General features: G+C 60.7%; 26 protein-coding genes. 15 read left to right on the top strand and 11 right to left on the bottom strand.

From position 1 onward, the window contains the following. Nucleotides 1-5: 5 nt before the first annotated feature. Both mug and AC1MEW_RS15785 read left to right on the top strand, forming a co-directional pair. On the top strand, nt 6-533 hold the full coding sequence (gene mug, locus AC1MEW_RS15790) for a G/U mismatch-specific DNA glycosylase (protein WP_480427251.1): 528 nt from the start codon (nt 6-8) through the stop codon (nt 531-533). Between the two features lie 38 nt (nt 534-571). Then, nucleotides 572-1,045, top strand: a complete 474-nt coding sequence (locus AC1MEW_RS15785; protein WP_480426912.1) for a hypothetical protein — start codon at nt 572-574, stop codon at nt 1,043-1,045. Here AC1MEW_RS15785 and AC1MEW_RS15780 read toward each other — a convergent pair. Continuing rightward, complete coding sequence (locus tag AC1MEW_RS15780; RefSeq protein ID WP_201255018.1) at nt 1,036-1,971, bottom strand: Ppx/GppA family phosphatase; 936 nt, start codon at nt 1,969-1,971, stop codon at nt 1,036-1,038. The genes AC1MEW_RS15785 and AC1MEW_RS15780 overlap by 10 nt on opposite strands. A gap of 203 nt (nt 1,972-2,174) precedes the next feature. Between AC1MEW_RS15780 and ppk2 the strand changes: the two genes are divergently transcribed. Further along, nucleotides 2,175-3,068 carry a polyphosphate kinase 2 gene (ppk2, locus tag AC1MEW_RS15775; protein ID WP_416195346.1) on the top strand — a complete coding sequence of 298 codons (894 nt, stop codon included), beginning with the start codon at nt 2,175-2,177 and terminating at the stop codon, nt 3,066-3,068. A gap of 122 nt (nt 3,069-3,190) precedes the next feature. Here the strand turns inward: ppk2 and solA are convergent, their stop codons facing one another. From solA to AC1MEW_RS15760, 3 genes are all read right to left on the bottom strand, one after another. Beyond that, nucleotides 3,191-4,363, bottom strand: a complete 1,173-nt coding sequence (solA, locus tag AC1MEW_RS15770) for an N-methyl-L-tryptophan oxidase (RefSeq protein ID WP_201254992.1) — start codon at nt 4,361-4,363, stop codon at nt 3,191-3,193. A 141-nt stretch (nt 4,364-4,504) separates the two neighbouring features. Beyond that, nucleotides 4,505-5,293 carry a type I methionyl aminopeptidase gene (map, locus tag AC1MEW_RS15765; protein WP_480427248.1) on the bottom strand — a complete coding sequence of 263 codons (789 nt, stop codon included), beginning with the start codon at nt 5,291-5,293 and terminating at the stop codon, nt 4,505-4,507. Nucleotides 5,294-5,301: 8 nt separating this feature from the next. After that, nucleotides 5,302-5,568 (bottom strand): ParD-like family protein, encoded by a 267-nt coding sequence (locus AC1MEW_RS15760; protein ID WP_201254994.1) that lies wholly within the window; start codon nt 5,566-5,568, stop codon nt 5,302-5,304. 145 nt (nt 5,569-5,713) lie between these two features. On the opposite strand from AC1MEW_RS15760, the gene AC1MEW_RS15755 reads away from it, so the two are divergent. Then, nucleotides 5,714-5,911: a DUF1737 domain-containing protein gene (locus AC1MEW_RS15755; RefSeq protein ID WP_201254995.1), complete on the top strand. Its 198-nt coding sequence runs from the start codon at nt 5,714-5,716 to the stop codon at nt 5,909-5,911. Between the two features lie 21 nt (nt 5,912-5,932). Next, nucleotides 5,933-6,517: a chorismate mutase gene (locus AC1MEW_RS15750; protein WP_480426907.1), complete on the top strand. Its 585-nt coding sequence runs from the start codon at nt 5,933-5,935 to the stop codon at nt 6,515-6,517. A gap of 438 nt (nt 6,518-6,955) precedes the next feature. On the opposite strand, the gene AC1MEW_RS15745 is transcribed toward AC1MEW_RS15750, so the two are convergent. The 4 genes from AC1MEW_RS15745 to ptrR all read right to left on the bottom strand — a co-directional run bounded on the left by AC1MEW_RS15745 (nt 6,956) and on the right by ptrR (nt 9,703). Beyond that, complete coding sequence (locus AC1MEW_RS15745; RefSeq protein ID WP_480426904.1) at nt 6,956-7,324, bottom strand: DUF6124 family protein; 369 nt, start codon at nt 7,322-7,324, stop codon at nt 6,956-6,958. 522 nt (nt 7,325-7,846) lie between these two features. After that, nucleotides 7,847-8,185: a LysR substrate-binding domain-containing protein gene (locus AC1MEW_RS15740; RefSeq protein ID WP_480426901.1), complete on the bottom strand. Its 339-nt coding sequence runs from the start codon at nt 8,183-8,185 to the stop codon at nt 7,847-7,849. Between the two features lie 207 nt (nt 8,186-8,392). Next, complete coding sequence (locus AC1MEW_RS15735; protein ID WP_201204521.1) at nt 8,393-8,728, bottom strand: hypothetical protein; 336 nt, start codon at nt 8,726-8,728, stop codon at nt 8,393-8,395. A gap of 96 nt (nt 8,729-8,824) precedes the next feature. Beyond that, nucleotides 8,825-9,703 (bottom strand): putrescine utilization regulator PtrR, encoded by an 879-nt coding sequence (gene ptrR, locus AC1MEW_RS15730; RefSeq protein WP_322268957.1) that lies wholly within the window; start codon nt 9,701-9,703, stop codon nt 8,825-8,827. Between the two features lie 100 nt (nt 9,704-9,803). Between ptrR and AC1MEW_RS15725 the strand changes: the two genes are divergently transcribed. Then, nucleotides 9,804-11,195 carry an aldehyde dehydrogenase family protein gene (locus tag AC1MEW_RS15725; RefSeq protein WP_201254999.1) on the top strand — a complete coding sequence of 464 codons (1,392 nt, stop codon included), beginning with the start codon at nt 9,804-9,806 and terminating at the stop codon, nt 11,193-11,195. A 53-nt stretch (nt 11,196-11,248) separates the two neighbouring features. Here AC1MEW_RS15725 and AC1MEW_RS15720 read toward each other — a convergent pair whose 3' ends face one another. Next, nucleotides 11,249-12,160 (bottom strand): bifunctional helix-turn-helix transcriptional regulator/GNAT family N-acetyltransferase, encoded by a 912-nt coding sequence (locus AC1MEW_RS15720; RefSeq protein ID WP_480427246.1) that lies wholly within the window; start codon nt 12,158-12,160, stop codon nt 11,249-11,251. A gap of 260 nt (nt 12,161-12,420) precedes the next feature. Between AC1MEW_RS15720 and AC1MEW_RS15715 the strand changes: the two genes are divergently transcribed. Beyond that, nucleotides 12,421-12,726, top strand: a complete 306-nt coding sequence (locus AC1MEW_RS15715; RefSeq protein ID WP_201255000.1) for a panthothenate synthetase — start codon at nt 12,421-12,423, stop codon at nt 12,724-12,726. A 7-nt stretch (nt 12,727-12,733) separates the two neighbouring features. Here AC1MEW_RS15715 and AC1MEW_RS15710 read toward each other — a convergent pair whose 3' ends face one another. Then, complete coding sequence (locus tag AC1MEW_RS15710) at nt 12,734-14,167, bottom strand: MFS transporter (protein WP_201255001.1); 1,434 nt, start codon at nt 14,165-14,167, stop codon at nt 12,734-12,736. 145 nt (nt 14,168-14,312) lie between these two features. Here AC1MEW_RS15710 and AC1MEW_RS15705 point away from each other — a divergent pair, with 145 nt between their 5' ends. The 8 genes from AC1MEW_RS15705 (at nt 14,313) to AC1MEW_RS15670 (ending at nt 23,788) form a co-directional block, all read left to right on the top strand. Beyond that, complete coding sequence (locus AC1MEW_RS15705) at nt 14,313-15,218, top strand: LysR family transcriptional regulator (RefSeq protein ID WP_480426895.1); 906 nt, start codon at nt 14,313-14,315, stop codon at nt 15,216-15,218. A gap of 368 nt (nt 15,219-15,586) precedes the next feature. After that, nucleotides 15,587-15,679 (top strand): K(+)-transporting ATPase subunit F, encoded by a 93-nt coding sequence (gene kdpF, locus AC1MEW_RS15700; protein ID WP_123402870.1) that lies wholly within the window; start codon nt 15,587-15,589, stop codon nt 15,677-15,679. Beyond that, a complete protein-coding gene (gene kdpA / locus AC1MEW_RS15695) occupies nt 15,676-17,448 on the top strand; it encodes a potassium-transporting ATPase subunit KdpA (protein ID WP_201255003.1) in 1,773 nt (590 codons plus the stop codon). Before kdpF ends, kdpA begins: the two co-directional genes overlap by 4 nt. A gap of 10 nt (nt 17,449-17,458) precedes the next feature. After that, the gene (kdpB, locus tag AC1MEW_RS15690) at nt 17,459-19,537 is read left to right on the top strand and encodes a potassium-transporting ATPase subunit KdpB (protein WP_323570165.1); all 2,079 of its coding nucleotides are present in this window, start codon (nt 17,459-17,461) and stop codon (nt 19,535-19,537) included. 12 nt (nt 19,538-19,549) lie between these two features. After that, nucleotides 19,550-20,122 carry a potassium-transporting ATPase subunit KdpC gene (gene kdpC / locus AC1MEW_RS15685; protein ID WP_201255005.1) on the top strand — a complete coding sequence of 191 codons (573 nt, stop codon included), beginning with the start codon at nt 19,550-19,552 and terminating at the stop codon, nt 20,120-20,122. Nucleotides 20,123-20,148: 26 nt separating this feature from the next. Continuing rightward, entirely contained in the window at nt 20,149-22,845 is a 2,697-nt protein-coding gene (kdpD, locus tag AC1MEW_RS15680; RefSeq protein WP_201255006.1) for a two-component system sensor histidine kinase KdpD, read from the top strand. After that, nucleotides 22,842-23,531, top strand: coding sequence for a response regulator (locus tag AC1MEW_RS15675; RefSeq protein WP_201255007.1), 690 nt, complete (start codon nt 22,842-22,844; stop codon nt 23,529-23,531). Before kdpD ends, AC1MEW_RS15675 begins: the two co-directional genes overlap by 4 nt. Before the next feature lie 95 nt (nt 23,532-23,626). After that, nucleotides 23,627-23,788: a DUF2986 domain-containing protein gene (locus tag AC1MEW_RS15670; RefSeq protein WP_201255020.1), complete on the top strand. Its 162-nt coding sequence runs from the start codon at nt 23,627-23,629 to the stop codon at nt 23,786-23,788. A gap of 148 nt (nt 23,789-23,936) precedes the next feature. Here AC1MEW_RS15670 and AC1MEW_RS15665 read toward each other — a convergent pair whose 3' ends face one another. Next, nucleotides 23,937-24,701 carry an SDR family NAD(P)-dependent oxidoreductase gene (locus tag AC1MEW_RS15665; RefSeq protein WP_201197191.1) on the bottom strand — a complete coding sequence of 255 codons (765 nt, stop codon included), beginning with the start codon at nt 24,699-24,701 and terminating at the stop codon, nt 23,937-23,939. Nucleotides 24,702-24,750: the final 49 nt, after the last annotated feature.

The following is a 24,750-nucleotide window of genomic DNA, read 5'->3' as shown; positions in this document are numbered from 1 at the left end:
TTGATATGGCAGAAGAAAGACTGGAAGACATTCTGACCGAGCATCTGGCCGTGATTTTCTGCGGGATTAATCCGGGAATGCTTGCCGCCGCCCAAGGGCATCACTTTGCAGGCCGCGGCAATCGCTTCTGGCGCACGCTGCATCTCGCCGGGTTTACGCCGTCGCAGGTGCTCCCGGAAAATGATCGGACGATCTTGCAGTACCAATGCGGATTAACCGCCGTGGTGGACCGCCCCACGGCGCGGGCGGATCAGCTGTCTGCGGATGAATTCACCGCTGCCGCTGCGGAGTTTGAACACAAGATCACCCGTTATGCCCCGCGCTTCGTGGCGTTTCTCGGTAAAGCGGCGTACTGCGCGTTATCCGGCCAACGAGACATTGCCTGGGGTTTGCAGCCAAAAACCTTCGGCAATGCTTCGGTGTGGATTCTGCCCAATCCGAGTGGGCGAAATCTGGCATTCACCCTTGATCAACTGGTTGGCGCCTACCGCCAGCTCTATTTAGCCGCGCTAAACGAGGCAAGAGTCCGGTAGCATTACCGACAAGGATCAATCCCCTCCAAGGAGCTTCAATGCTGTTCACCCAACGCTCGACCCACACCCCGTTTCTGCTGTGCCTGGCGATCTTCTTCACGTTCTGGCTGGTTCAGTTGAACGCATTCAACATCATCGTCTGGAGCTACAACTTCTGCCACTTCCTGTACGGCTTCTGCGCGGCGTTGCTGTTGGGCTACGTGACCATCCCGTCCAAACTGTTCAAACGCTCAATCAAAGAGAATTTTCACGCACTGAAAACCGGCATCCCATGGAGTCCTTGGGGGAGCTTGATCATTGTGCTGTTCATCTCGGCGTTCAACGAGATGTACGTAGACCCACGGCAAAACGGCATCCCGTTCACCTCGGCCTACCAGAATTTTGTCGCGGATATGTTGGGCCTGGGTCTGTGCCTGTTGCTCAGTCATTTCACCTTCCGCGACCGTCAGGGCAGCACGCGGACTGACTATGCAGCCGTTGAGGATTTGAGCGCGGCCGGCGATCAGTGCTGATTCATCAACCCATGCAGCACACCAAACCGTAACCCCGGCTCGGACGGCGTCATGTGTGAGATGCCAAACACCTTGAACGCCGCCAGCATGACCACCAGGCCGCCGGGCAAAATGCTCAACCGATGAGTTTGCAGCCCGGCCAGTTTGAGCTGTTTGACGTGCCCCACTTCGAGCAGTCGCAACGATAGCCGCAACAGTCCGCCGTAGGTGATGCCGCTTTGGCCATCGTCGTTCAAGCCGTTGGCCTTGAGCACTTTGGCCAGCATCCGCGCGGTGCCAGACGAGCCGATGGTCTGCTGCCAGCCCAGCGCTCGATAACGCCGAGCGACTTTCTCAAACTGCAGCGAGGCCACGCGCTCGGCCTCAAGCAGCGCCTGAGCGGTGATGCAACCGCCATGGAAGTAACGCGAACCGAAGGTGCCGCTGCCGATGGCAATGCTCTCGGTGATCAGCGGCTGAGTACCACGGCCCAGAATCAATTCAGTCGAGCCGCCGCCAATATCCACCACCAACCGTTGACTCTCCGAACCCGGCAGCGTGTGCGCTACACCGGCGTAAACCAGATGGGCTTCTTCGTGCCCGGAGATGACGTCAATCCGAAACCCCAGGTGGCGCTCGGCGCTGGCTAGGAACAGTTGCGCATTGTCGGCTTCGCGCACCGCACTGGTGGCCACCGCCCGCACTCGGCACGACTCGAAGCCACGCAGCTTTTTGCCAAATCGCGCCAGTGCCTGCCAGCCCCGATCCAGCGCCAATTCGTCCAGCGCCCCACCCTGAAACCCCTCGGCCAAACGCACCGGCTCACGCAGGGTTTTGACTTCCTGGATCACCCGTTGCTGGTTCCGCATGACCGACTGGCCAATCATCATGCGAAACGCATTGGACCCAAGGTCAATGGCTGCAAACAGAGAGGCGTCGCCTTTCATGGTGGGGATTCCTGGCAGATTCATCAGCCCGCCTTCAAGACGGTTTGCGAAGAGCTTGCCACGGCTTAGGTGACACGAAGATGACACCGCCCTCCCGCGCACAAACCTTTGATCGTCACCAGTTCGTCATACCTGCGGGAATACCATCGTCAGCGCCACTTCCACCGGAGCCTCCCGCCATGCTTGCCAACAACGACACCCTGATGCACCGGATCCATCGCGAGCTGATCGATCACAACGACGAAGAACTGGAGCTGGAACTGCTGGAGGACGGACACGACCTCGATGCGCTGTTCGACGGTCACGTCAACGACGGCAGTGAGAAGGAAGATAGACGGCGCTATTTCAGCGAACTGTTCCGCCTGCAAGGCGAGCTGGTGAAGCTGCAAAGCTGGGTGGTCAAGACCGGCGCCAAAGTGGTGATTCTGTTCGAAGGACGCGATGCCGCCGGCAAGGGTGGCGTGATCAAACGCATCACCCAGCGGCTCAACCCCCGGGTCTGCCGCGTCGCCGCCCTGCCGGCGCCCAATGACCGCGAACAAACCCAATGGTACTTCCAGCGTTACGTTTCGCACCTGCCGGCGGCGGGTGAAATCGTCCTGTTCGACCGCAGTTGGTACAACCGCGCCGGGGTCGAGCAAGTCATGGGGTTTTGCAACGCCGACCAATATGAAGAGTTCTTCCGTACGGTGCCGGAGTTCGAACGGATGCTCGCCCGCTCGGGTATTCAGTTGATCAAATACTGGTTCTCGATTTCCGACCAGGAACAGCATCTGCGCTTTCTCAGCCGCATTCATGACCCGCTCAAGCAATGGAAACTCAGCCCGATGGACCTGGAGTCCCGCCGGCGCTGGGAGGCCTACACCAAGGCCAAGGAAATCATGCTCGAACGCACCCACATCGCCGAAGCGCCGTGGTGGGTGGTGCAAGCCGATGACAAGAAGAAAGCGCGCCTCAACTGCATCAACCACCTGCTCGGGCAAATGCCCTATGAAGAAGTGGAACACGCGGTGATCGAGCTGCCGCAGCGCGTGCGTCAGGAAGATTATTCCCGAAGCCCGACGCCGCCGGAACTCATCGTGCCGCCGATCTACTAAACGTCATCATTCTGTAACGTTGCCAGGCCAATACTCAGGCCATACACAACGCGTGCTGTTTTTTATTGCTGCCTTAACCGGCGGCTTTTTTTTTGCCTGATACTTTTGTGCTGGAAGGCACTTCAGCTCTGCCCATCAAACCGCTTCAACGAAAACGCCGACAAATCCAGCTCACTGCGACCGCGAACACACCATTGCGCCAGCGCTTCGCCCAACGCGGCTGAATGCTTGAAGCCATGACCGGAACAAGCGGACACCACCAGCGTGTTTTTCAGATGTGGATGCTCGTCGATGATGAAGTCGCCGTCCGGCGTGACGGTGTAGGTGCATACCGAAGACGTGGCTACGCGCGAGGTCACGCCGGCAATCTTGCCGCGCACCTGGGTGTCGAACATCTCGCGCTCTTCGGCGGCGCTGATGGTTCGGTCCAAAGCGTCTGGGGACGTGGCTACGCTGTATTGCTCGCTGGCGACTTTCAGGCTGCCTTCGCCAGGCAACGGTGGAAAGCCGTAATGCATGTCGGCATCGCCCGGGCCGTGGTGAAGGATGAAGGTCGGCGATACCTCGGCAAACTGCGCCTGTGGTTCCAGTTCGAACCAAAACAGCTTCTGCCGACACACCCGCAGCAAGCGGTCGAAAGGCTCGCCCAGCAGATCCTGTGACCACATGCCGGCGCTGATTACCACTTTGTCGGCGAGTATCGTGCGCTGGTCAGTGGTGACCGTGACGCCTTGCTCGTCCGAGGTGATGTGCGTGACGGTTTCGCCCTTGTACAAGGTTGCGCCGTGTTGTTCGGCGAGCTGCAGCTGAACGGCGATGCAGCGTTCTGGACGGACGTAACCGCCCGCTGGTTCGAAGTAGCCGATGGCAGTGTCCAGCACCGGTGAAAACTGCGCGAAGCGCTGGCGAATCTGCGTGGCCGACAGCACTTCATGCTCGATGCCGTTGGCTTGCGCGAGATTAACCGTGCGGTGCGTGAAGTCGTTTTGATCCTGCGGGTCATAGTCGGGATTGGAGGTCATGACCAACACACCGCACTGCTCGAACAGCGACTCACCGGACAGCGCTTCGAGTTCACGCCAGATTCTGTGGGAGTTGCGAACGATCGGCAGGTATTGCGCACCTTCACCGACCGAGAGCCGGGTGATGCGCGTATCCCCATGGCTTGAGCCCTGCGTATGCGGCGGATGGTAGCGGTCGACGCCTATCACCTTGACCCCGGCTTTCGCCAGTTGATACACCGTGGCCGCGCCCATCGCGCCCAGACCGAGCACCGCTACTTCACACCGTTCCATCGACTTGCCTTCCGAAAATCGCCCTTTGAGCCGTCAACCCTATGACATTCAGCGGTTGAAAAGCCATCAGACGATGCCGCATTCATTCGCAGCAACTCCCACAGATGAAGGGCCAAAGAAGAAGCTGCGTGGCTTGAAGCATCAAGGCGCGGGGTATTCTTCGACCTGGTCAGGCCAAGACGTCAACACCTCGAACCCGTCATCGGTGACCGCGACCATGTGTTCCCACTGCGCCGAAAGTGAAAGATCCTTGGTAACTACCGTCCAGGCATCGGCCAGGGTTTTCACATGGCGTTTACCAGCGTTGAGCATCGGTTCGATGGTGAAAATCATCCCGGCTTTCAGGGTCAGGCCCTGGCCCGGAAAACCGTAATGCAGGACTTGCGGTTCATCGTGGTAGATCTTGCCGATGCCATGCCCGCAATACTCGCGCACCACGCTGTAGCCGTCGCGTTCGGCAACGCTCTGAATCGCGTGGCCAATGTCGCCCAGGGTTGCGCCGGGGCGCACCAGTCGAATACCGGCGCACATCGCTTCATAGGTCGTCTGCACCAAACGACGCGCCTCGGGGCTTGGTTCGCCGACGAAATACATGCGGCTGGTGTCGCCGAACCAACCGTCCTTGACCACGGCAATATCGATATTGATGATGTCGCCGTCGTTCAGGACCCTGGACGAAGGAATGCCATGGCAAACCACCTCGTTGACCGAGGCACAGACGGTTTTCGGGAAGCCGTGGTAGCCGACATTGCCGGGAATGGCTTTCTGCACGTTGACGATGTAGTCGTTGCAGAGCCGGTCGAGTTCATCGGTAGTGACCCCGGCCTTGACGTGGGGCGTGATCATCGCCAGCACTTCAGCTGCCAACTTGCCCGCCACGCCAGACTGGGCGATTTGTTCCCGGTTGTTGATCACGACGCTAGCCTTCATTGCCCGACTCATTGCTCAGCTCCTGCTGCGGCGTGAACCTGGGTGCCTTGCGAACCTTCGGCGAGTGCGCACACCTGTTGCAAATCAAGGCCGCCCGCCTGTTCCGCACGAATCAGCAAGCGGCAGATATCGCTGTGATCCAGATCAGGGTGCAATTCGGCCAGCATCCCGATGCGCATCCAGTGCTCGGCCTGGGCATTGATCGAGCGGCTCAGCGCATTGCTCGCAACGCGTAAGTTCTCGTGCATGTCTTCTGAAATTTTTACGATACCCACCACAACACCCGATATGAAATGCATATGAAACGTATACTACTTTAAAATTCCGACAGCTGCCAAGTGCGGGATTTTTCGTGTCCGCAGATGCTAGATTGATGCGCCCCCAGCATTGCGATTCATTAAACCCTGAGGATATCGGCTTATGACCTTACCGCCTGACGGCTTGCCCATTTACCGGCTACTGACGGGGCGCGATGACGCTGCCTTCTGCCATCGCGTCAGCGAAGCTCTGAAAATGGGCTACGTGTTACATGGCTCCCCCGCCGCCACGTTCAATGGGGAACACGTGATCGTCGCGCAAGCCATTACCTGGCCTGCCAGCGTTGCCTTGTCCCAGTAAGTCGCGAAGAGGTTTTGCCCTATGTTCACCCCGTTACGCCTGACGCAACGTTTGCTAGGTTGTGCCGTACTTGTCTTGTTCGTTGGCAGCACTCAGGCCGCCACGCCCGCCAAGGCACCTGAAGCATTGAAACCGTTGCTGGTGACCCTGAATGAACGCCTGAACATTGGCGACCTGGTGGCGCTGACCAAGTGGGACAGTGGCAAACCGATCCAGGACAGTGTCCGGGAAGCGCAAGTCATCGCCAATGCCAAGGCCTTGGCTGCGGAGCGCAAACTCGACCCGCAAGCCGTCGGCCAATTGCTCGCCGCGCAAATGGAAGCCAACAAACTGGTGCAATACGGATTGCTTGCAAAATGGCGCGCCGCCAGTAAGGCGCCCGACACGCCACGCCCGGACCTCGCCAAGCAAATCCGCCCGCGCCTCGATGAGTTGCAGAACCGTCTGTTGCAGCAATACGCCGACTTCCTGCCCTATAGCAAAGACCCGCACTGCGCGAACTGGCTGGCCAAGTCCCGCGCCAATCTGACCAAGGATCGCCTGCATGAACTGGCACTGATCCGCGCCACCGGGGAGCTGTGCACGGCCGAACAGCCGCATGTCTGATAGCTGAAGAAAGACCCGCTCCCTAGCGACGATTATTCGAATGTGCACCGGGCCTGTGGGAGCGGGCTTGCTCGCGAATGCGGTGGTTCAGTCAATATCTATGCTGGCTGACACTCCGTCTTCGCGAGCAGGCTCACTCCCACATTGAATTTTCGTTATCCGAATGTCCCAGGCCTGCACAAAAACCTGTGGCGAGCGAGCTTGCTCCGGGCGGCGATCCGACGCTGGGTGGCGAAGCCGCCCCCTGCAATCCTCCAGACACACCGCGTTGCCCGAATTGACGACTGCTGCGCAGCCGAACGGGAGCAAGCTCCCTCGCCACAAATGCCCGCTCGACCAAATATTTTCTGCGGACAATAAAAAACGGCCCGAAGGCCGTTTCCTGCTGATCGTTCCCACGCTCTGCGTGGTCATGCAGCACGGGACGCTGCGTTCCCGTTATGCAGCAGAACCCTGCGAGTCCAGATTATCCAGCGCCCGATTCACCGCCAGCTCACTGAGCATGATGATCTGCTGTAGTGCCAGCATCGTGTTGCGTTGCGGGCCTTCCAGCAGTGCGGCGAAGTCACTGGCCATCACACTCGCCGAGGCCAGGGATTCGCAGGCGTTGACCAGCAGGGTTTCAGTGTCGGTATTGGGGGCAATCATGAAAATCGTACTGGGTTTTCGCGGGGTGTTTTTGACGACGGTCGGCCCGAGGTAGTAGCTGAGTGCGCGGTCAGCGGCTTCCTTGAGCTTTTTTTCCTCGAGGGCGGCGCTGGTGGTAGCTGATTCGGTTTCTGGCGGGTTGGGTGTGGCTTTGAACATGGTGAAGCTCCTTGATCACTGGAGCCGCCAAACATCGCTGCTAAACGAAAAAGGGTGGCGACTGTACGCGGGTTAGCAGACCAGGGATCAAGGAACCCGGCGCACCGAAGTGCCCCACGCCCAGCCGCCATAATGCAGATCGACCGACGAAGTAGACGCCAATTGATCGAGAGGCTGTGCTGATGTGCCTTGATATTTGCCGAGCTGCTAAACCCGATCGCTGATTTGTCAGCGACCCGGAAACGATAAAACCCAGGCCAAAAGCGCACAAGCCGGCCGATTCTGGCGTACGTGTAGGCAAAGGCGCAAGGTTGCGTAGCTTTCCGGAAGTAACCCAGCCACAGATTAAACAAGCCTCTTAAACACCACCAAACCGGGCAGGAGCTGCCGAAGGCTGCGCAGCCGAACGGGAGCAAGTTCCCTCGCCACAGGTAACCCATCGTCCTGTCGCCTGGCCACGCTCCCCACATAGCGGTCTGGATATTTTTGCGCTCCGGCCCGCAGTAAGGAGGCAACCGGCCGTTATTGCATCTCGGCCGTTTTACTGTGGAACAGGCCCGTCAGATAGTCGACAACGCGATCCACACGGCCGACACCCTGGGTCGCCGGATTACGCAACAGCCAGATGTCGGAGCGATGCGAAGGCCGATCCGCCAGTACCTGACGCAACCCGGATTGGTGCCCGACATAGGCTGGCAGCGCAGCGATACCCAGGTGGGCTTCAACCACCTTGAGCTGGGCATTGAGGTTGGATACCCGCATCCAGAGCTTCTGTTCGCCACTCACTTGATCCAGCCATTGCGCCAGCGGCATGTAGGCCACCTCCTCGGTCCAGCCGATCAGGTTCCGTCGGCACACCATGGACCGCCGCATAACCTTCGGAACAGAACAACCCCTGCATCAGCGTCCCGACCCGGCGTACGGTGAAGTGGCCGTTTTCCGGCCGGCGCAATCGCACAATCCGTCCCCATGACGGTGCGCGCTGACAAACGCCAGAAACTGAAAAGCCCGGCTAAACCGGGCTTTTGCGCTTTTCAGGGCTGCTCGCCAGCCGGCGAAGCATAGCGCTTACTGAACGTTTTTCAACTTGACCACATCACCGGAAACCTTGGTGGTGTAACCGGTCAGGACCCAGGCCCAGAACCAGTTTTCCTGCACTTGGGTGTTGATCATCGCGTCGCCGCCCTTAGCCTGGATCGCCGCGTCTTGAGCGCGAACAAAACGGCTGTTCTGCTTGATCGGGATGACGCCGAACAGCAGCAGGCCGGTAGCGCTTGCTTCACTGTGGCCCAGAACGGTGTACTGGCTGCTGTCGTAGTGCTGGGTTTTCATCGGGGCGCCGGTGCAACCCGCCAGAACCAGACCGAACAGGGCGACGGCAACCACTTTGCTGAGGTAATTCACGGTGTAACTCCATTAGAAAACGCCCGGGATCCAGCTCTCGGGCGGCGCACACTCTAGCGGAGATAGTGGCCAATTGGTATCGCTTGTTGGCAACGTTCAAATTTCTTCACGTACTACGCCCCGCTCTTCCAGCAACCGCACAAACATGGTCAGGCTTTGCGACACCGTGCCCCGGCGCCACACCAGCCAGGTGCGCAAATAACGGAAGGATTCCGACAGCGGCCAGATGCTCACCGTGGTACAGCCGGGCATGCTTTCGAGCATGCTGCGGGGCATCAGCGCCAGACCGGCACCGGCACTGACGCAGGCGAGCATGCCGTGATAGGACTCCATTTCGAAAATCTTGCCAGGCACCGAGGCGTCCTTGCTGAACCAGCTCTCGAAGTGGTGCCGGTACGAGCAGTTGGAGCGGAAGGCATAGATGTTCTCGCCGTTGACGTCCTGCGCACGGTGGATCGGGGCATGGTTGAGCGGCGCGATGACCACCATTTCTTCCTCGAACGCCGGCACGCCTTCCAGTGCCGGGTGCAGCACCGGACCGTCGACGAACGCGGCGGCCAATCGACCAGAGAGCACGCCGTCGATCATGGTGCCGGAAGGACCGGTGGACAGGGCCAGCTCGACCTTGGCGTGCTTCTGGTTGTAGGCGGCCAACAGCTCGGGAATCCGCACCGCCGCCGTGCTCTCCAGCGAACCTAGTGGGAAAGACCCTTGCGGCTCTTCACCCGCCACGGTGGCCCGGGCCTCCTGAACCAGGTCGAGAATACGCCGGGCGTAATCGAGAAAACTCCAACCGGCCGGCGACAGGCGCAAGCGGCTTTTCTCGCGGATAAACAGGTCCACCCCCAGATCCAGCTCCAGTTGCTTGATACGCGTTGTCAGGTTCGAGGGTACCCGGTGGATGTGCTGAGCGGCCGCACTGATGCTGCCGTGTTCGGCAACCGCTTTGAAAATCTCGAGCTGGACCAGATCCAAGTCATTCTCCAAACGTGAACGATACACTCAGTATTATTCAGTTTCCAGAAAACAACCACCCCCGTAATCTGAGCGCATACCCACCCAGCAGGACGGTGCCATGACCCAGGTTTCCAGTCTCACCCATGCCATTTCGATCAACCCCGCCAATGGCGAGCAGATCGGCCACTACCCTTTCGAATCCGCCGAGGCACTGGACGCCGCCCTCGCCCGTGCCGCCGCCGGTTTCTCGGTATGGCGCCGGACACCAGTAGAACAGCGCGCACAATCGCTGATCGCCCTGGCCCAGGCACTGCGCGACGATGCGCCAAAACTGGCGCGTATGATCACTCTGGAAATGGGTAAGCCCACCACCCAGGCCCGCGGTGAAATCGAAAAGTGTGCGCAACTGTGCGAGTGGTACGCCGAACACGGCCCCGCCATGTTGACCGCCGAGTCGACGCTGGTTGAAGGTGGCAAGGCGCGCATTGAATACCGCCCGCTGGGCCCGATTCTCGCCGTGATGCCGTGGAACTTCCCGATCTGGCAGGTACTGCGTGGCGCCGTTCCAGCGCTGATCGCCGGCAACACCTACGTCCTCAAGCACGCGCCCAACGTCATGGGCAGCGCCTATCTGCTGCGCGATGCGATCCAGCGCGCCGGGTTTGCCGAAGGCGTGTTTGAAGTTATCAACGTCACGCCGGACGGCGTTTCAAAAGCAATTACCGACCCACGCATCGCCGCCGTGACCCTCACCGGCAGCGTGCGCGCCGGTATCGCTATCGGTGCTCAGGCCGGTGCGGCGCTGAAGAAGTGCGTGCTGGAACTCGGTGGCTCCGATCCTTTCATTGTGCTCAACGACGCCGACCTGGACGACGCCGTCAAAGCAGCCGTGATTGGCCGTTACCAGAACACCGGGCAAGTCTGTGCAGCAGCCAAGCGCCTGATTGTCGAGCAAGGCGTTGTCGAGGAATTCACCCGCAAGTTTGTCGAGGCGACTCGCAAGCTGGTAGTCGGTGATCCGCTGGCCACCGAGACCTACATTGGCCCGATGGCGCGTTTTGATCTGCGTGATGAACTGGACCAACAGGTACGCGACACCCTGGAAGAAGGCGCGACGTTGTTACTTGGCGGTAAGAAGGCTGAAGGCCCCGGCAACTTCTATGAGCCGACCGTGTTCAGCAACGTCACCGACCAGATGACTTCGTTCAAACAGGAATTGTTTGGCCCGGTCGCCTCGATCATTACCGCCCGCGATGCCGCCCATGCGTTGGCGCTGGCCAATGACAGTGAGTTCGGGCTGGCTTCAACGATCTACACCCGCGATCTTGAACTGGCCAAGCAAATGGCCGATGAGCTTGAAACCGGTGGAGTGTTCATCAACGGCTACTGCGCTAGCGATCCGCGCGTCACCTTCGGCGGCGTGAAGAAGAGCGGATTTGGTCGTGAGCTGTCGCACTTTGGCGTACGCGAATTCTGCAACGCGCAGACCGTGTGGCTGGATCGCCGCTGAGTAACACCGTATGAAAAAGCCCGGGAGCGTTTGGCTCCCAGGCTTTTGCGTGTTCACGGTGAACCATTGACCGGCCTGGGCCGAACAAACCATTGCCCGATAATCCGTCCACCCCAGTGCTCCCCTTCTTGCTCCTGCTCCAGTGTGAAACCCACGTCTTCATACAGTTTGCGCGCCGCATCCAGGCCTTTGAACGTCCACAGTCGCGTTGCCCGAAAGCCCCATTCGTCACAGAACTTGATGGCTTGCGCCAGCAAGCGTTTGCCGGCACCTTTGCCCCGCGCGCTGTCATCCAGAATGAAACAACGCAGCACTGCGTCCCCACCCTCGCCTTCGCCGTCGATGGCAATCGAACCGACGATCCGCTCGCCGTCGAGCGCCACCCACACCTCGTTGCGCGGGTTGTGCAAACGCCCCATCAGTTCGGCCATGTCGCCGGCCACCAGGCTTTCGAATGGCTGGCCGAAGTTGGCGTGTCTGGCGTAGTAGAGAGCGTGCATTTCCACCATGCGGCCGATGATGCCGGGGCGGTAGCCCCGGGCAATTTCCAACGGTGCCAGGGGCGTTGGCTCTGTACCGAGTCGCTCAGTGTGCAGCGCTCCGGCATAGTGGCCGAGACCTTCGCTCACTGTCTGCTGTTGCGCCTCGGTCAAGTGAGCCATGGCCGCGCCGACCCGCCGGGTGGCGAACGCATCCACCGCGCGCAACGTCTGTCGGCCCTGTGCCGTGAGTTGCAGTTTTTTCGAGCGCGCATCCTGCTCATTCGGCACTTCTTCGATCTCGCCCGCCTCGATGAGTTTGCGCACCATACGGCTGACGCTGGATTTTTCCAGACCCAGCAGCGCCACCAATTCCACGGCCGTCAGCGAATCGCGGTTGCCCAGCTCCACGATGGTGTGTACGGAGGACGGCGGATACTCCGTCGCCGCCAGCGTGGCCTGCATGAAACCCAACTCCCGCACCATGAGGCGCGACGCCGAACGGACGTGGTTAATCAGGTTGGAATCGGTCACGGCACACACCTCGCGAGAAACGATGAGTTAGTTGTATCGCACAACAAAATGATCGTCAATCGAGGCGCGACCGCCCGTAACCCGGCCCGAGGCCGCTGCAATGCTTCGCTATTCTTAACGACACACCCGCTGGAACTGCGCAATGTGGGGCTGGCGGTAATCGGGAGCAAGGGTCTTGGTAGGGAGCAGCCACTTCAACCGAGCATCAAACAATGAAAATGCTACTGACGGTCGAATTCCCGCACGAACCTTTCAACACGCTGGTCCGGGCCGGCAAAGTCGGCGAAATCATAGGGCGGGTACTGGATAGCATCAAACCCGAGACGGCTTACTTCACTGAGCAGGACGGCATGCGCGGTGGGATTTTCCTGATCGACATGCAGGACGCTTCCGAAATTCCGCGTTTTGCCGAACCGTTTTTTCTCAACTTCCAGGCCAGTTGCAAATTCCGTATCGCCATGAGCCCGCAGGATCTGCAGAAAGCCGGACTGGAGGCCCTTGGCAAAACCTGGGGCTGAGGCCTGATCAGGACGCCGTGGCCCCAGCCCTGCGGCCACGACTTGCCAAAGCGATGGCGAGCGCTACGACGATCAGAACAGCGGCCACCGCAAACGTAATGCGCATACCGGAGGCGACGGCTTCAGGAGCCGTCGTGGTCAAGTCAGTCGCCGCTGAAGCGAGGGCAAACACCGCGCCGATCACAGATGCGCCGGTGATCAGCCCGAGATTGCGTGACAGGCTGAGCAGGCCGGACATCACCCCACGCTGCTCCGAAGGCACGTCCAGCATCACGATCGTGTTGTTGGCTGCCTGGAACAACTGATATCCGGGGGTCAAGATGACGATGGCCGCGACGTACCCCGCCAGGCCGAACAGCGCCGGGAGCACGGAAAGTGCCACGCAACCCGCCGCCATCGCGATCAGCCCGACGATGACCATGATCGGCGCACCAAAACGGTCAACCACACGTCCCGCCGGAAAACCGCTCAGTGCCGAGATGACCGGGCCAATCGACATCACACCGCCGACAATGGCCAGGTTGAGCCCCAGGCCACGAAGAAGGTAGAACGGCCCTACCACCAGTGTCGCCATCATCACCGTCGAAACGAACAGGTTCATGGTGAGGCTGCCGCTCAGCGAACCATCGCGGAACATCGCCAAACGAATCAGCGGTGATCGCACCCTCGCCTCGACGAAAACGAAGAGCCCACCACCGAAGACAGCCGCCAGTAGCAGCGCCACGTTGAGCGCACCGAAACTGCCGCGGCCCAGGGTCATGGCGAGTGCATAGGCCGCGAGTGTCAGCGCCAGCAGCAGCGTGCCCAGAGGATCGAAACCGTAACCTGCGGTCTTCGGCTCCCGCCGATCGGCAGGCAGGTAAAGGTACGCGAGCACGAACGTCAGAATCCCCAGCGGTACGTTGATGAGGAAAATCGACTGCCAACCGAATCCGGCGATCAGCACACCACCCAGCGACGGACCGAGCGCCGTGCCAATGGCCGACATCGTCCCGAGCAACCCCATGGCGCTACCGGTCCTGTCCTTCGGCACCGTCTCACCGATAAACGCCATGGTCAGCGCCATCATGATCGCCGCGCCCAGGCCCTGTACCGCCCGCGCGGCAATCAGCAGCGAGAGCTTCGGCGCCAGGCCGCACAAGGCTGAAGCCAGCGTAAACACAACAATGCCGACCAGCAGCAATCGACGTCGGCCGATGAGGTCACCGAGCCGTCCTACGCTGACAATCAACGTGGTAATGGCGAGTAGATAGGCGAGGACGATCCACTGCACGGCTTGAAAGGACGCGCTGAACGCCTGGGCCAAGGCCGGCAAGCCGACATTGGCGATGCTGGTGCCCAGGGATGAGAGCAACATCGACAACGACAGGCTCGCGAGCACCCGCCGAACCGACGGTGTCCACTGCTCGCTGGCGGCGATGGTCTGATTTGGATTGATCATGAGGATGAGTTCCTTGACTGGTAACGCCCGAAACGGAGCTGTAAAAAGCCTACGGCGTTGCCTGACAAGGCGGAAGGCGCACCATTTGCACATTACTTATGCGTTTGACGCCATACCCCGATCACGCTTGTGCTACCGTCGAAATATGTCGATGCCCGATCTCAACTTGCTTATTACCCTGGATGTTCTGCTCACAGAAGGCAGTGTCACGCGCGCTGCCCAGCGCCTGCGACTGAGCCCGTCGGCGATGAGCCGGGCCTTGGCGCGCTTGCGTGAAACGACGGGCGATCCGCTGCTGGTCAGGGCCGGTCGCGGCCTCGTACCCACCCCCCGCGCACTCGAACTGCGCGAGCGGGTCAGCCAGTTGGTCCAGGACGCGGAAGCGGTTTTGCGCCCGGTTGAGCAGCTCAATCCGAAACTATTGGTGCGCACCTTTACCATCCGCACCAGCGACGGTTTTGTCGAGACGTTCGGCCCGGACCTGCTTGCTCGTGTCAGCGAAGAAGCGCCGGGCGTGCGGCTGCTGTTTGTGCAAAAGCCCAACAAAGACAGCACGCCACTGCGAGACGGGAGTGCCGACATGGAAACCGGCGTGGTCGGCAAGTCGATGGCGCCTGAGGTGCGAGCGCAGGCGCTGTTCAGGGACCGATTTATCGGTGTCGTGCGCCTGGAGCATCCACTGAGCCAAGGCGAAATCACCCCCGCCCGTTATGCCGCCGGCCGCCACATTGGCGTGTCGCGACGGGGCCCGGAGAAAGGGCCGACAGCCATTGATGACGCCTTGAATGCCCAGGGGCTGGAACGAGAGATCGTCACCATCGTCGGCGGCTTTTCGACCGCTCTGGCGCTCGTTCGGGCCTGCGACCTGATCGCCAGCGTGCCCGAGCGGCATACTGCCAGCCTGCGCGCCGGCCTGCACAGTTTTCCCCTTCCGGTTGTCATCCCCCCGATCACGGTGTCATTGCTCTGGCACCCTCGACTGGAAGCCGACCCGGCACATCGCTGGTTGCGCGGGTGTATCCGGGATGTGTGCGCCCAGCCATTCTTGTAGCGCCATGCGTAAGTCCCGTGTCTAGAGGACTTGCCCAATACCCGTCAGTCAAGAAGTACAACCTGTGGGAGCGGGCTTGCTCGCGAAGGCGGTGTGTCAGCCAATGTTAATGGCGACTGACACTCCCTCTTCGCGAGCAAGCTCGCTCCCACAGGGATTGCGGTGTTCGTAGTTTCTGCTGTGGTCTTTATAAGATCTTTATTCCCCCGCCCCTAATCCTGATAACAACTTACCAAGCGTCCCTCTAGGCTTTGCTCATCAGCGGGAGGAAACGCCATGGACTTCATCTTTCTAATACTCGACGCAGTGTTTTTCATCAGCCTGATCGGCCTGGCACTTGGCTGTGCGGCGCTCAACAGGAGACGGTCATGACGGGCTTTTATCTGTTCGGCGGGATCATCGCGGCCGGGTTGCTGGTGTACCTGGTCGCCGCGCTGTTTTTTCCGGAGGACTTCCTATGACCACTCAAGCCTGGGTCCTGCTCGGGGCCTTTTTGCTGGCGCTGGGTTTGTTGGCCTGGCCGCTCGGGCGGTGGCTGACCACAGTAATGGAAGGTCGGTTTGCCTTCGGTGCGCGCATTGAGTCGCCGCTGTATCGCCTGGCCGGCGTAAAACCGGAAACCCAGATGGGCTGGCTGCAATACGCCCTCGCCCTGATCCTGTTCAACGCCTTGGGCTTGCTGGTGGTCTACGCGCTGCAACGCTTGCAAGGTGTGCTGCCATTCAACCCGCAAGGCTTCGGCGCCGTAACGCCGGACTCCTCGTTCAATACCGCCGCCAGTTTCGTCACAAATACAGACTGGCAAGGCTATAGCGGCGAGTCGACGATGAGCTACCTGACACAAATGCTCGCGTTGACGGTGCAGAACTTCCTGTCGGCCGCCACCGGCATCGTGGTGGCCGTGGCCCTGATTCGCGGCTTCGCCCGCCACAGCGCCACCAGCATCGGCAATGCCTGGACCGACCTCACCCGCATCACATTGTGGGTGTTGCTGCCGCTGTCGTTGATCTTCGCGCTGTTCCTGGTCAGCCAGGGCGCGATCCAGAACCTTGACCCCTACAAGGACGTCACGACGATGGAGGTCATGCAGTACCAGAACCCGGTGCTCAATGACGCCGGCCAACCAAAACTCGATGCCCAGGGCAGCCCGGTCACCGTGGCCGCCAGCACCGACAAGCAAACCATTGCCATGGGCCCGGTCGCCTCGCAAGAAGCGATCAAGATGCTCGGCACCAATGGCGGCGGTTTCTTCAATGCCAACTCGGCGCACCCTTACGAGAACCCGACCGCGCTGACCAACTTCTTTCAACTGATCGCGATCTTCCTGATTCCGACCGCGCTGTGCTTCGTCTTCGGCCACGTCGTCGGTGACATCCGCCAGGGTTGGGCGCTGCTGGCGACGATGACGATCATCTTCGTGATCGCTGTAGTCGCCGTCACCCACTACGAACAACTCGGCAATCCACAGTTTTCCGCGCTGGGCATCGACACGGCGGCGGGCAACATGGAAGGCAAGGAACTGCGCTTCGGCATCAGCGCCTCCAGCCTGTTCGCGGCAGTGACCACGGCGGCCTCCTGCGGCGCAGTCAATGCGATGCACGACTCGTTCACCCCACTGGGCGGCGCGGTGCCGCTGGTGCTGATGCAACTGGGTGAAGTGGTGTTCGGCGGCACAGGTTCGGGCCTTTACGGGATGCTGATATTCGCGATCCTGGCGGTGTTTATCGCCGGGTTGATGATCGGCCGTACTCCCGAATACCTCGGCAAAAAAATCGAAGCCTACGAGATGAAAATGGTCGCCATCGCGATTCTTGTGACGCCGCTGCTGGTGCTGTTCGGGACCGCCATCGCGGTCATGGCCGAGGCCGGCAGGCTGGGGATCGCCAACCCCGGCGCCCATGGCTTTTCGGAAATCCTCTATGCCTTCACCTCGGCGGCCAACAACAACGGCAGTGCCTTCGCTGGATTGTCGGCCAACACCCCGTTCTACAACACGATGCTGGCGATCGTCGCCTGGTTCGGCCGCTTCGGCGTGATCGTCCCGGTCCTCGCCGTCGCCGGCAGCCTGGCGGCGAAGAAACGCCTGGCGGTCACCGGCGGCACGATGCCGACCCACGGAATGCTGTTCGTGGTGTTGTTGATCGGTACGGTGCTTCTGGTCGGTTTGCTGAACTACGTGCCGGCGCTCGCGCTGGGGCCCGTCGTCGAACACCTAATCCTGATCAAGTGAGACCACGACCATGACACGCCAAGCGTTCTCCTTGTTCGACCCAAAACTGATAACCCCGGCCATCGTCGATTCCGTACGCAAACTCAGCCCGCGGATCCAGTGGCGCAACCCGGTGATGTTCGTCGTCTACATCGGCGCAATCATTACCAGCGCCCTGTGGGTCCAGGCCTTGCGCGGCCAGGGTGAAGCCAGCGCCGGGTTCATCCTCGCGATTGCCTTGTGGCTGTGGTTCACCGTGCTGTTCGCCAACTTCGCCGAGGCCCTGGCCGAGGGTCGCAGTAAAGCTCAAGCCGCCTCGCTGCGGGACCTGAAAAAGGAAACCTGGGCGAAGAAACTGCGCGAACCGCACTACGGCGCCGAGTGGCAATTAGCGCAATCGAGCGGCCTGTGCAAAGGCGATGTGGTGGTGGTCGAGGCCGGCGACCTGGGCGACTCGATCATCCCCGCCGACGGTGAAGTGATCGAAGGCGCCGCCTCGGTGGACGAGTCCGCGATTACCGGCGAATCGGCCCCGGTGATCCGCGAATGTGGCGGCGATTTTTCAGCCGTGACCGGCGGTACTCGCGTGCTTTCAGACTGGATCGTGGTGCGAGTGACCACCAACCCCGGCGAAACCTTCGTCGACCGCATGATCGCCATGGTCGAAAACGCCAAACGGCAAAAAACCCCGAATGAAATCGCCCTCTCCATCCTGCTGGTCGCACTGACCATCGTATTCCTCGGCGTGACCGTGACGTTGCTGCCCTTCTCGCTGTTCGGAGTCGCGGTGGCCCAGGCCGGGACGCCGGTTTCGATCACCGTGTTGATCTCGCTGCTGGTCTGCCTGATTCCCACCACCATTGCCGGTCTGCTGTCGGCGGTCGGTGTGGCGGGCATGAGCAGGATGATGGAAGCCAACGTCATCGCCACTTCTGGCCGGGCTGTTGAGGCGGCCGGTGATGTCGACGTTCTGTTGCTCGACAAGACCGGGACCATCACCCTCGGCAACCGCCACGCCTCGGCATTTTTACCGGCACCGGGAGTCAAGGAAGCGGAACTGGTGGACGTGGCACAACTCGCCTCCCTGGCCGATGAAACCCCTGAAGGCCGCAGCATCGTGGTGCTGGCCAAACAACGCTTCAACCTGCGCGAACGCGACATCGCGGCGCTCGACGCGCACTTTGTGCACTTTTCCGCGCTGACCCGCATGAGCGGCGTCGACATGGGCACTCGCCAACTGCGCAAAGGCGCGGGCGAAGCGATCCTGCGGCACGTCCAAAGCCTGGGCGGCCACTTCCCGGAGGCGGTGCAAACCCTCGTCGACGAAGTCGCGCGCCGGGGCAGCACGCCGCTGGTGGTCGCCGACGGCGCCAAAGTGTTGGGCGTGATCGAACTCAAGGACATCGTCAAAGGCGGGATCAAGGAACGTTTCGTCGAGCTGCGGCGCATGGGGATCAAAACCGTCATGGTCACCGGCGACAACCGGATCACCGCTGCGGCCATCGCCGCCGAGGCCGGTGTCGATGACTTTCTGGCGGAAGCCACGCCGGAACAAAAACTCGAGCTGATCCGCCGCTACCAGGCCGAAGGCCGGTTGGTGGCAATGACCGGCGACGGCACCAACGATGCACCGGCGCTGGCTCAAGCGGATGTCGCGGTGGCGATGAACTCGGGAACCCAGGCGGCCAAGGAAGCCGGGAACATGGTCGACCTCGACAGCAACCCGACGAAGCTGATCGAGGTGGTGGAAACCGGCAAACAAATGCTGATGACTCGCGGCTCGCTGACCACGTTCTCGATTGCCAACGACATCGCCAAGTATTTCGCGATCGTGCCGGCGGCGTTCGTCACCACCTATCCGCAGCTCGCGGCACTGAACATCATGGGCCTGACCAGCCCGAATTCCGCGGTGCTGTCGGCGGTGATTTTCAATGCGCTGATCATCATTTTCCTGATTCCCCTGGCGCTCAAAGGCGTGAAATACCGCCCGGTCGGTGCCGCCCTGCTGCTGCGGCGCAATCTGTTGATCTATGGGTTGGGTGGGGTAATCGTTCCATTCATTGGCATCAAAATCATCGACATGGCCCTGGCCGCTGTCGGTCTGGTTTGAGGGAGCACTGTCATGGCCACTCTGTTGCGTCCGGCGTTGACCCTGTTGATTGTATTTTCACTGCTGACCGGCCTCGCCTATCCGTTGGTCACTACCGGGATCGCCCGACTGGTCTTTCCCCATCAGGCTGCCGGCAGCCTGATCGAACGGGACGGCAAAACCGTCGGTTCGCTGCTGATCGGCCAGGGCTTCAGCGATCCGAAGTACTTCTGGAGCCGCCCTTCCGCCACCAGCCCCATGCCCTACAACCCTTTGGCCTCGGGCGGCTCGAACCTCGGCCCATCGAACCCGGCGCTGGCGGACGCGATCAAGGGCCGGATCGCCGCCTTGCACGCGGCGGATCCGGGCAACACCGCTACGGTGCCCGCCGACCTGGTCTACAGTTCCGCCAGTGGTCTTGATCCGCATATCAGCGTGGCGGCCGCGTTGTACCAGGCTGGCCGGGTGTCGCGGGTGCGCAACTTGCCGGTCGAAAAAGTTCGTCAACTGATCGGCGAGTATGCTGAAGGCACGCTGCTCGGGTTCATCGGCGAGCCCCGAGTCAATGTGCTGGCGCTGAACCTGGCACTCGACACCACCCACTGAGCGCTAACTCACACACGGTGAGCTTGATGGCCGAACAACGTCCCGACCCGGACCAATTACTGGCGCAGATTCGCGAAGAGGAAGCGCAAGCCAAACGCGGGCGGCTGAAGATTTTCTTCGGCGCCAGTGCCGGGGTCGGCAAGACCTACGCCATGCTTGCCGCCGCTCATACCGCGAAACTGCAGAACATCAACGTGCTGATCGGCGTGATCGAAACCCACGGTCGCAGCGAAACCCAGGCGTTGACCGAAGGCCTCGAATTACTGCCGCTCAAGCATGTCGTCGACAAGCAGCGCACCGTGACCGAATTCGACCTGGACGCCGCACTCACCCGCGCGCCGAGCCTGATCCTGATTGACGAACTGGCGCACTCCAATGCCGTCGGCTCCCGGCACCCGAAACGCTGGCAAGACGTGGAAGAATTGCTCAGCGCAGGGATCGATGTCTGGTCGACAATGAACGTCCAGCACCTGGAAAGCCTGAACGATATTGTCGGTGGCATCACCGGCATTCGTGTCTGGGAGACCGTGCCCGACCATGTGTTCGACAACGCCGATGAAGTGGTCATCGTCGACTTGCCGCCCGATGACCTGTTGCAGCGTTTGAAGGAAGGCAAGGTCTATCTGGCGCAACAGGCCGAGCGCGCGGTGCAGAATTTCTTTCGCAAAGGCAACCTGATTGCCCTGCGCGAACTGGCGCTGCGGCGCACCGCGGACCGGGTCGACAGCGACATGTTGCAGTACCGCCAAAGCAGCGCGGTGAAACCGGTCTGGGGCACCCGCGATTCTCTACTCGCCTGCATCGGCCCTCATGAACAGGCCGAAAAAACCGTGCGTTCCACCGCTCGCCTGGCCGCCCAGCTCAATGTGCCGTGGCACGCCGTGTATGTGGAAACTCCGGCCTTGCAGCGCCTGCCCGAAGCCAAGCGACGCAGGGTGTTGGCGACGCTAAAACTGGCTCAGGACATGGGCGCGCAGATCTCCACCCTGGCGGGTCAGGACATTGCTGAAGCGCTGGTCAAGTACGCGCGCCAGCACAATCTGTCCAAGGTTGTGCTCGGACGTGACGAGCAACCACGACGGCGGTTCTGGCGTCAGGTGCTGGCCGATCGGATTGGCGCGCTGGGCGCGGATCTGGATGTGATTCAAGTCTCACTGCCGTCGGGCAGCCCACGCACCGAAAACAAATCCGAAACCCGCGAAAGCCCGATCCTCTGGCCCGCCTATCTGTGGAGCGTCGTGTTGTGTGCGGCGACGACCCTGATTGCCCTGCCGCTGCTAGGCGTACTGGAACAAGCCAACATCGTCATGCTCTTTCTGCTGGCGGTGGTCGCCGTCGCGGTGCGCTTCGGCCGTGGCCCTGCGGTGCTCGCGGCGTTTGTGTCGGTCGGGGCCTTCGACTTTTTCTTTGTCTCGCCACGGTTTTCCTTCGCCTTTGCCGATGTCCAGTACCTGGTGACCTTCAGCGTCATGTTGGTGGTCGCGCTGGTGATCGGGCAAATGACCGCCGGCCTGACGTACCAGGCGCGGGTGGCGCAACGGCGCGAAGACCGCATGCGCGCGCTGTACGACATGTCGCGCTTGTTGTCCGCCGCGCTGATCACCGAACAGGTGGCCGAGATCAGCGCCCAGTTCCTGAGTGCCGAGTTTGGCGCCCGATCTGCCTTGCTGGTGGCCGATGACAACAACAAACTGCTGGCGCCGATGGTCACCGGCGATGCTCCGCAAGTCGACCTGGCCATCGCCCAGTGGTCGTTCGATAAAACCGAACCGGCCGGCTACGGCACCGACACCCTGCCCTCCAGCACCACGCTGTACTTGCCCTTGTCCGCCCCGATGCGGGTACGCGGAATACTCGCCGTGCAGCCTCGCGACACCACTCGATTGGTGGTGCCGGAACAGCGGCGCCTGCTCGATACTTGCGCGTCGTTGCTGGCCATCTCCCTCGAACGAATTCACTACATCAACGTGGCCCAGGACACGACGGTGCAAATGGAATCCGAGCGGTTGCGCAACTCACTGCTCTCAGCCATTTCCCATGATTTGCGGACCCCGCTGTCGGTAATGGTCGGGCTCGCCGAAGCGCTCCAATTGACCAAGCCACCCTTGACCGGCGAAGCCGCCGAGATCGCCACGGCGGTGGGTGAATCGGCGCTGCGCATGAACACGCTGGTCAACAACCTGCTGGACATGGCGCGGCTAGAGTCCGGCAAAGTGGTGTTGAATCGTCAGTGGCAACCCATCGAAGACGTGGTGGGCAGCGCCCTGCGAGCGGTGCAGCCGATACTCGGCGGGCGTTCGGTGCACGTGGTGCTGGAGGATGACTTACCGCCGGTGCGCATCGATGCGGTGCTGATCGAACGCATCCTGATCAACCTGATCGAAAACGCCGTCAAATACACCCCGCCCGCCACCACCCTCGACCTCGGCGCCAGAGCCACGCCGGACCATTTCGAGGTGTGGGTCGCCGATGAAGGCCCGGGGCTGCCCCACGGTCACGAAGAGGCGATCTTCAACAAATTCATGCGCGGCAAAAAGGAAAGCTCGATACCCGGCGTCGGCCTCGGCCTGGCCATCTGCCGGGCCATTGCCCAGGCGCATGACGGGACCATCACCGGCGTCACCCGGCCCGAGGGCGGTGCCTGCTTCACGTTACGTCTGCCCCGTGAAACGCCTCCCGTCATCGAACCCTTTGCCCAGCAAACTGACGAGGAACAGCCATGACCGAATCAGTGCCGCACGTCCTGATCATCGAGGACGAAAAGGAAATCCGCCGCTTCGTGCGCATGGCCCTGCAAGCCGAAGGCCTGGAAGTTCATGAAGCCGACACCTTTCACCGAGGCCTCATCGACGCAGGTACGCGCCGCCCCGACCTGATCATCCTCGACCTCGGCCTGCCCGACGGCGACGGCATCGACCTGATCCGCGATGTGCGCAGCTGGTCGCCGGTGCCGATCATCGTGCTGTCTGCCCGAGGTAGTGAATCAGACAAAATCCTCGCCCTCGACACCGGCGCTGACGACTATCTGGTGAAGCCGTTTGGTACCGGCGAACTGCTCGCCCGAGTCCGCGCGCTGCTGCGGCGGCAGGCGAAAGATGCCGACAACAATTCCGTGCTGAGCTTCGGCGAGGTGCGCATCGATATCGAACGGCGCGTGGTGGAACGCTCTGGTGCACCGCTGCATCTGACGCCGCTGGAGTATCGGTTGCTGGTGCACCTTTGCTCACATCCGAATCGGGTGCTGACGCATTTGCAACTGTTGAAAGCGGTGTGGGGGCCATCGCATACCACCGATACGCCATATCTGCGGGTGTTTATGGGTGGGTTGAGGAAGAAGGTTGAGATGGACCCTTCGCAGCCGCGGCATTTGGTGACGGAGACGGGGGTTGGGTATCGGTTTATTCCGTGAGGTGGGGATTTTGGGGGGCGAGTCCATCATTGTCTTTCTGGGATTTAATCTTTGAGCTGATATCATCCAGGCTTTTACACGCTGAGCAGAAAGACATGAATCGTCAAAAAAAACTACAGCAGTTATTTAAGGCTAAAGCCAAAAAGGCGAGTGCCAAATTGGCACCGCAAAGCAAGACTAAATACGTTAGTAAAGCTGACCGATTGAAACTGGCGGCTGAATCCAGTGATGACTCAGTCGTTTCCGCTGAGAGCTGATCTGTAGAGCTTAAGCACCAGCGGAATCTACAAATCTGGTTGGGCCAGGCATTCCGATGGCACCTACCACGAGGACGCGGCCTGACAATTCATTCAAGCCGAAGCCGCTTCCTGCCGCGCCCAACCTCGGTGGGGCACCCGCCCTTGCTTAACGCATGACGAATCCGCCATCGACGGAAATCGACTGGCCGGTGACAAAGCTTGAGGTATTGCTGCTCAGCCACAGGACGGCATCGGCAATTTCTTCAGGTCGGCCATGGCGGCCCATCGGCACACTCTTGACCATCGCCTCAAGCGCTTCGCCCTGACCTGCGGCGACCATCTGATCGGCCATCGGCGTCCAGATCAGCCCTGGGCACACGGCATTGACCCGAATGTTGCGCGCCGCATATTCAAGCGCTGCGCTTTTGGTCAGGCCAATGACGCCGTGCTTGGCGGCGTGATAGTTGGCTCGCTCGGCGCCGCCCACCAACCCACCGAGAGACGAGCAGTTGACGATGGTTCCGCTGCCCTGCCGGCGCATGTGCAGTAACTCGAACTTCATGCAGCTCCACACGCCACGAAGATTGACCGACATGACTTTGTCGTAATCGTCGACGGTAGCGTCAGCCATTTCCGCCAGGATGTTTTGAATGCCGGCATTGTTGAATGCTGCGTCCAGACGCCCGAAGGTGGCGACGGTCTCCTTGACCATGGCCTCGACCTGATCGACGTCGGCGACATCACAACGGATGCCAATGGCCTTAAAACCGGCGCGAACCAATTCCTCGGCAGCAGCCCGCGCCGCCTCCCCGTTCACGTCCGCCAAAGCGACCGACGCACCGGCCTGGGCAAAGGCCTTGGCTGTCGCCAATCCGATACCGGAGGCGGCACCGGTGACGAGTGCGACCTGATTTTCAAATGAAAAACTCATCAATACATTCCTCAACATCACGTTTGAATAGATCTGATGCAGTGCACGC

This window comes from Pseudomonas sp. ASL4 (assembly GCF_056680395.1).
Note: the sequence above shows the minus strand (reverse complement) of the source record. Positions and strands in the feature narration are given on the sequence as shown.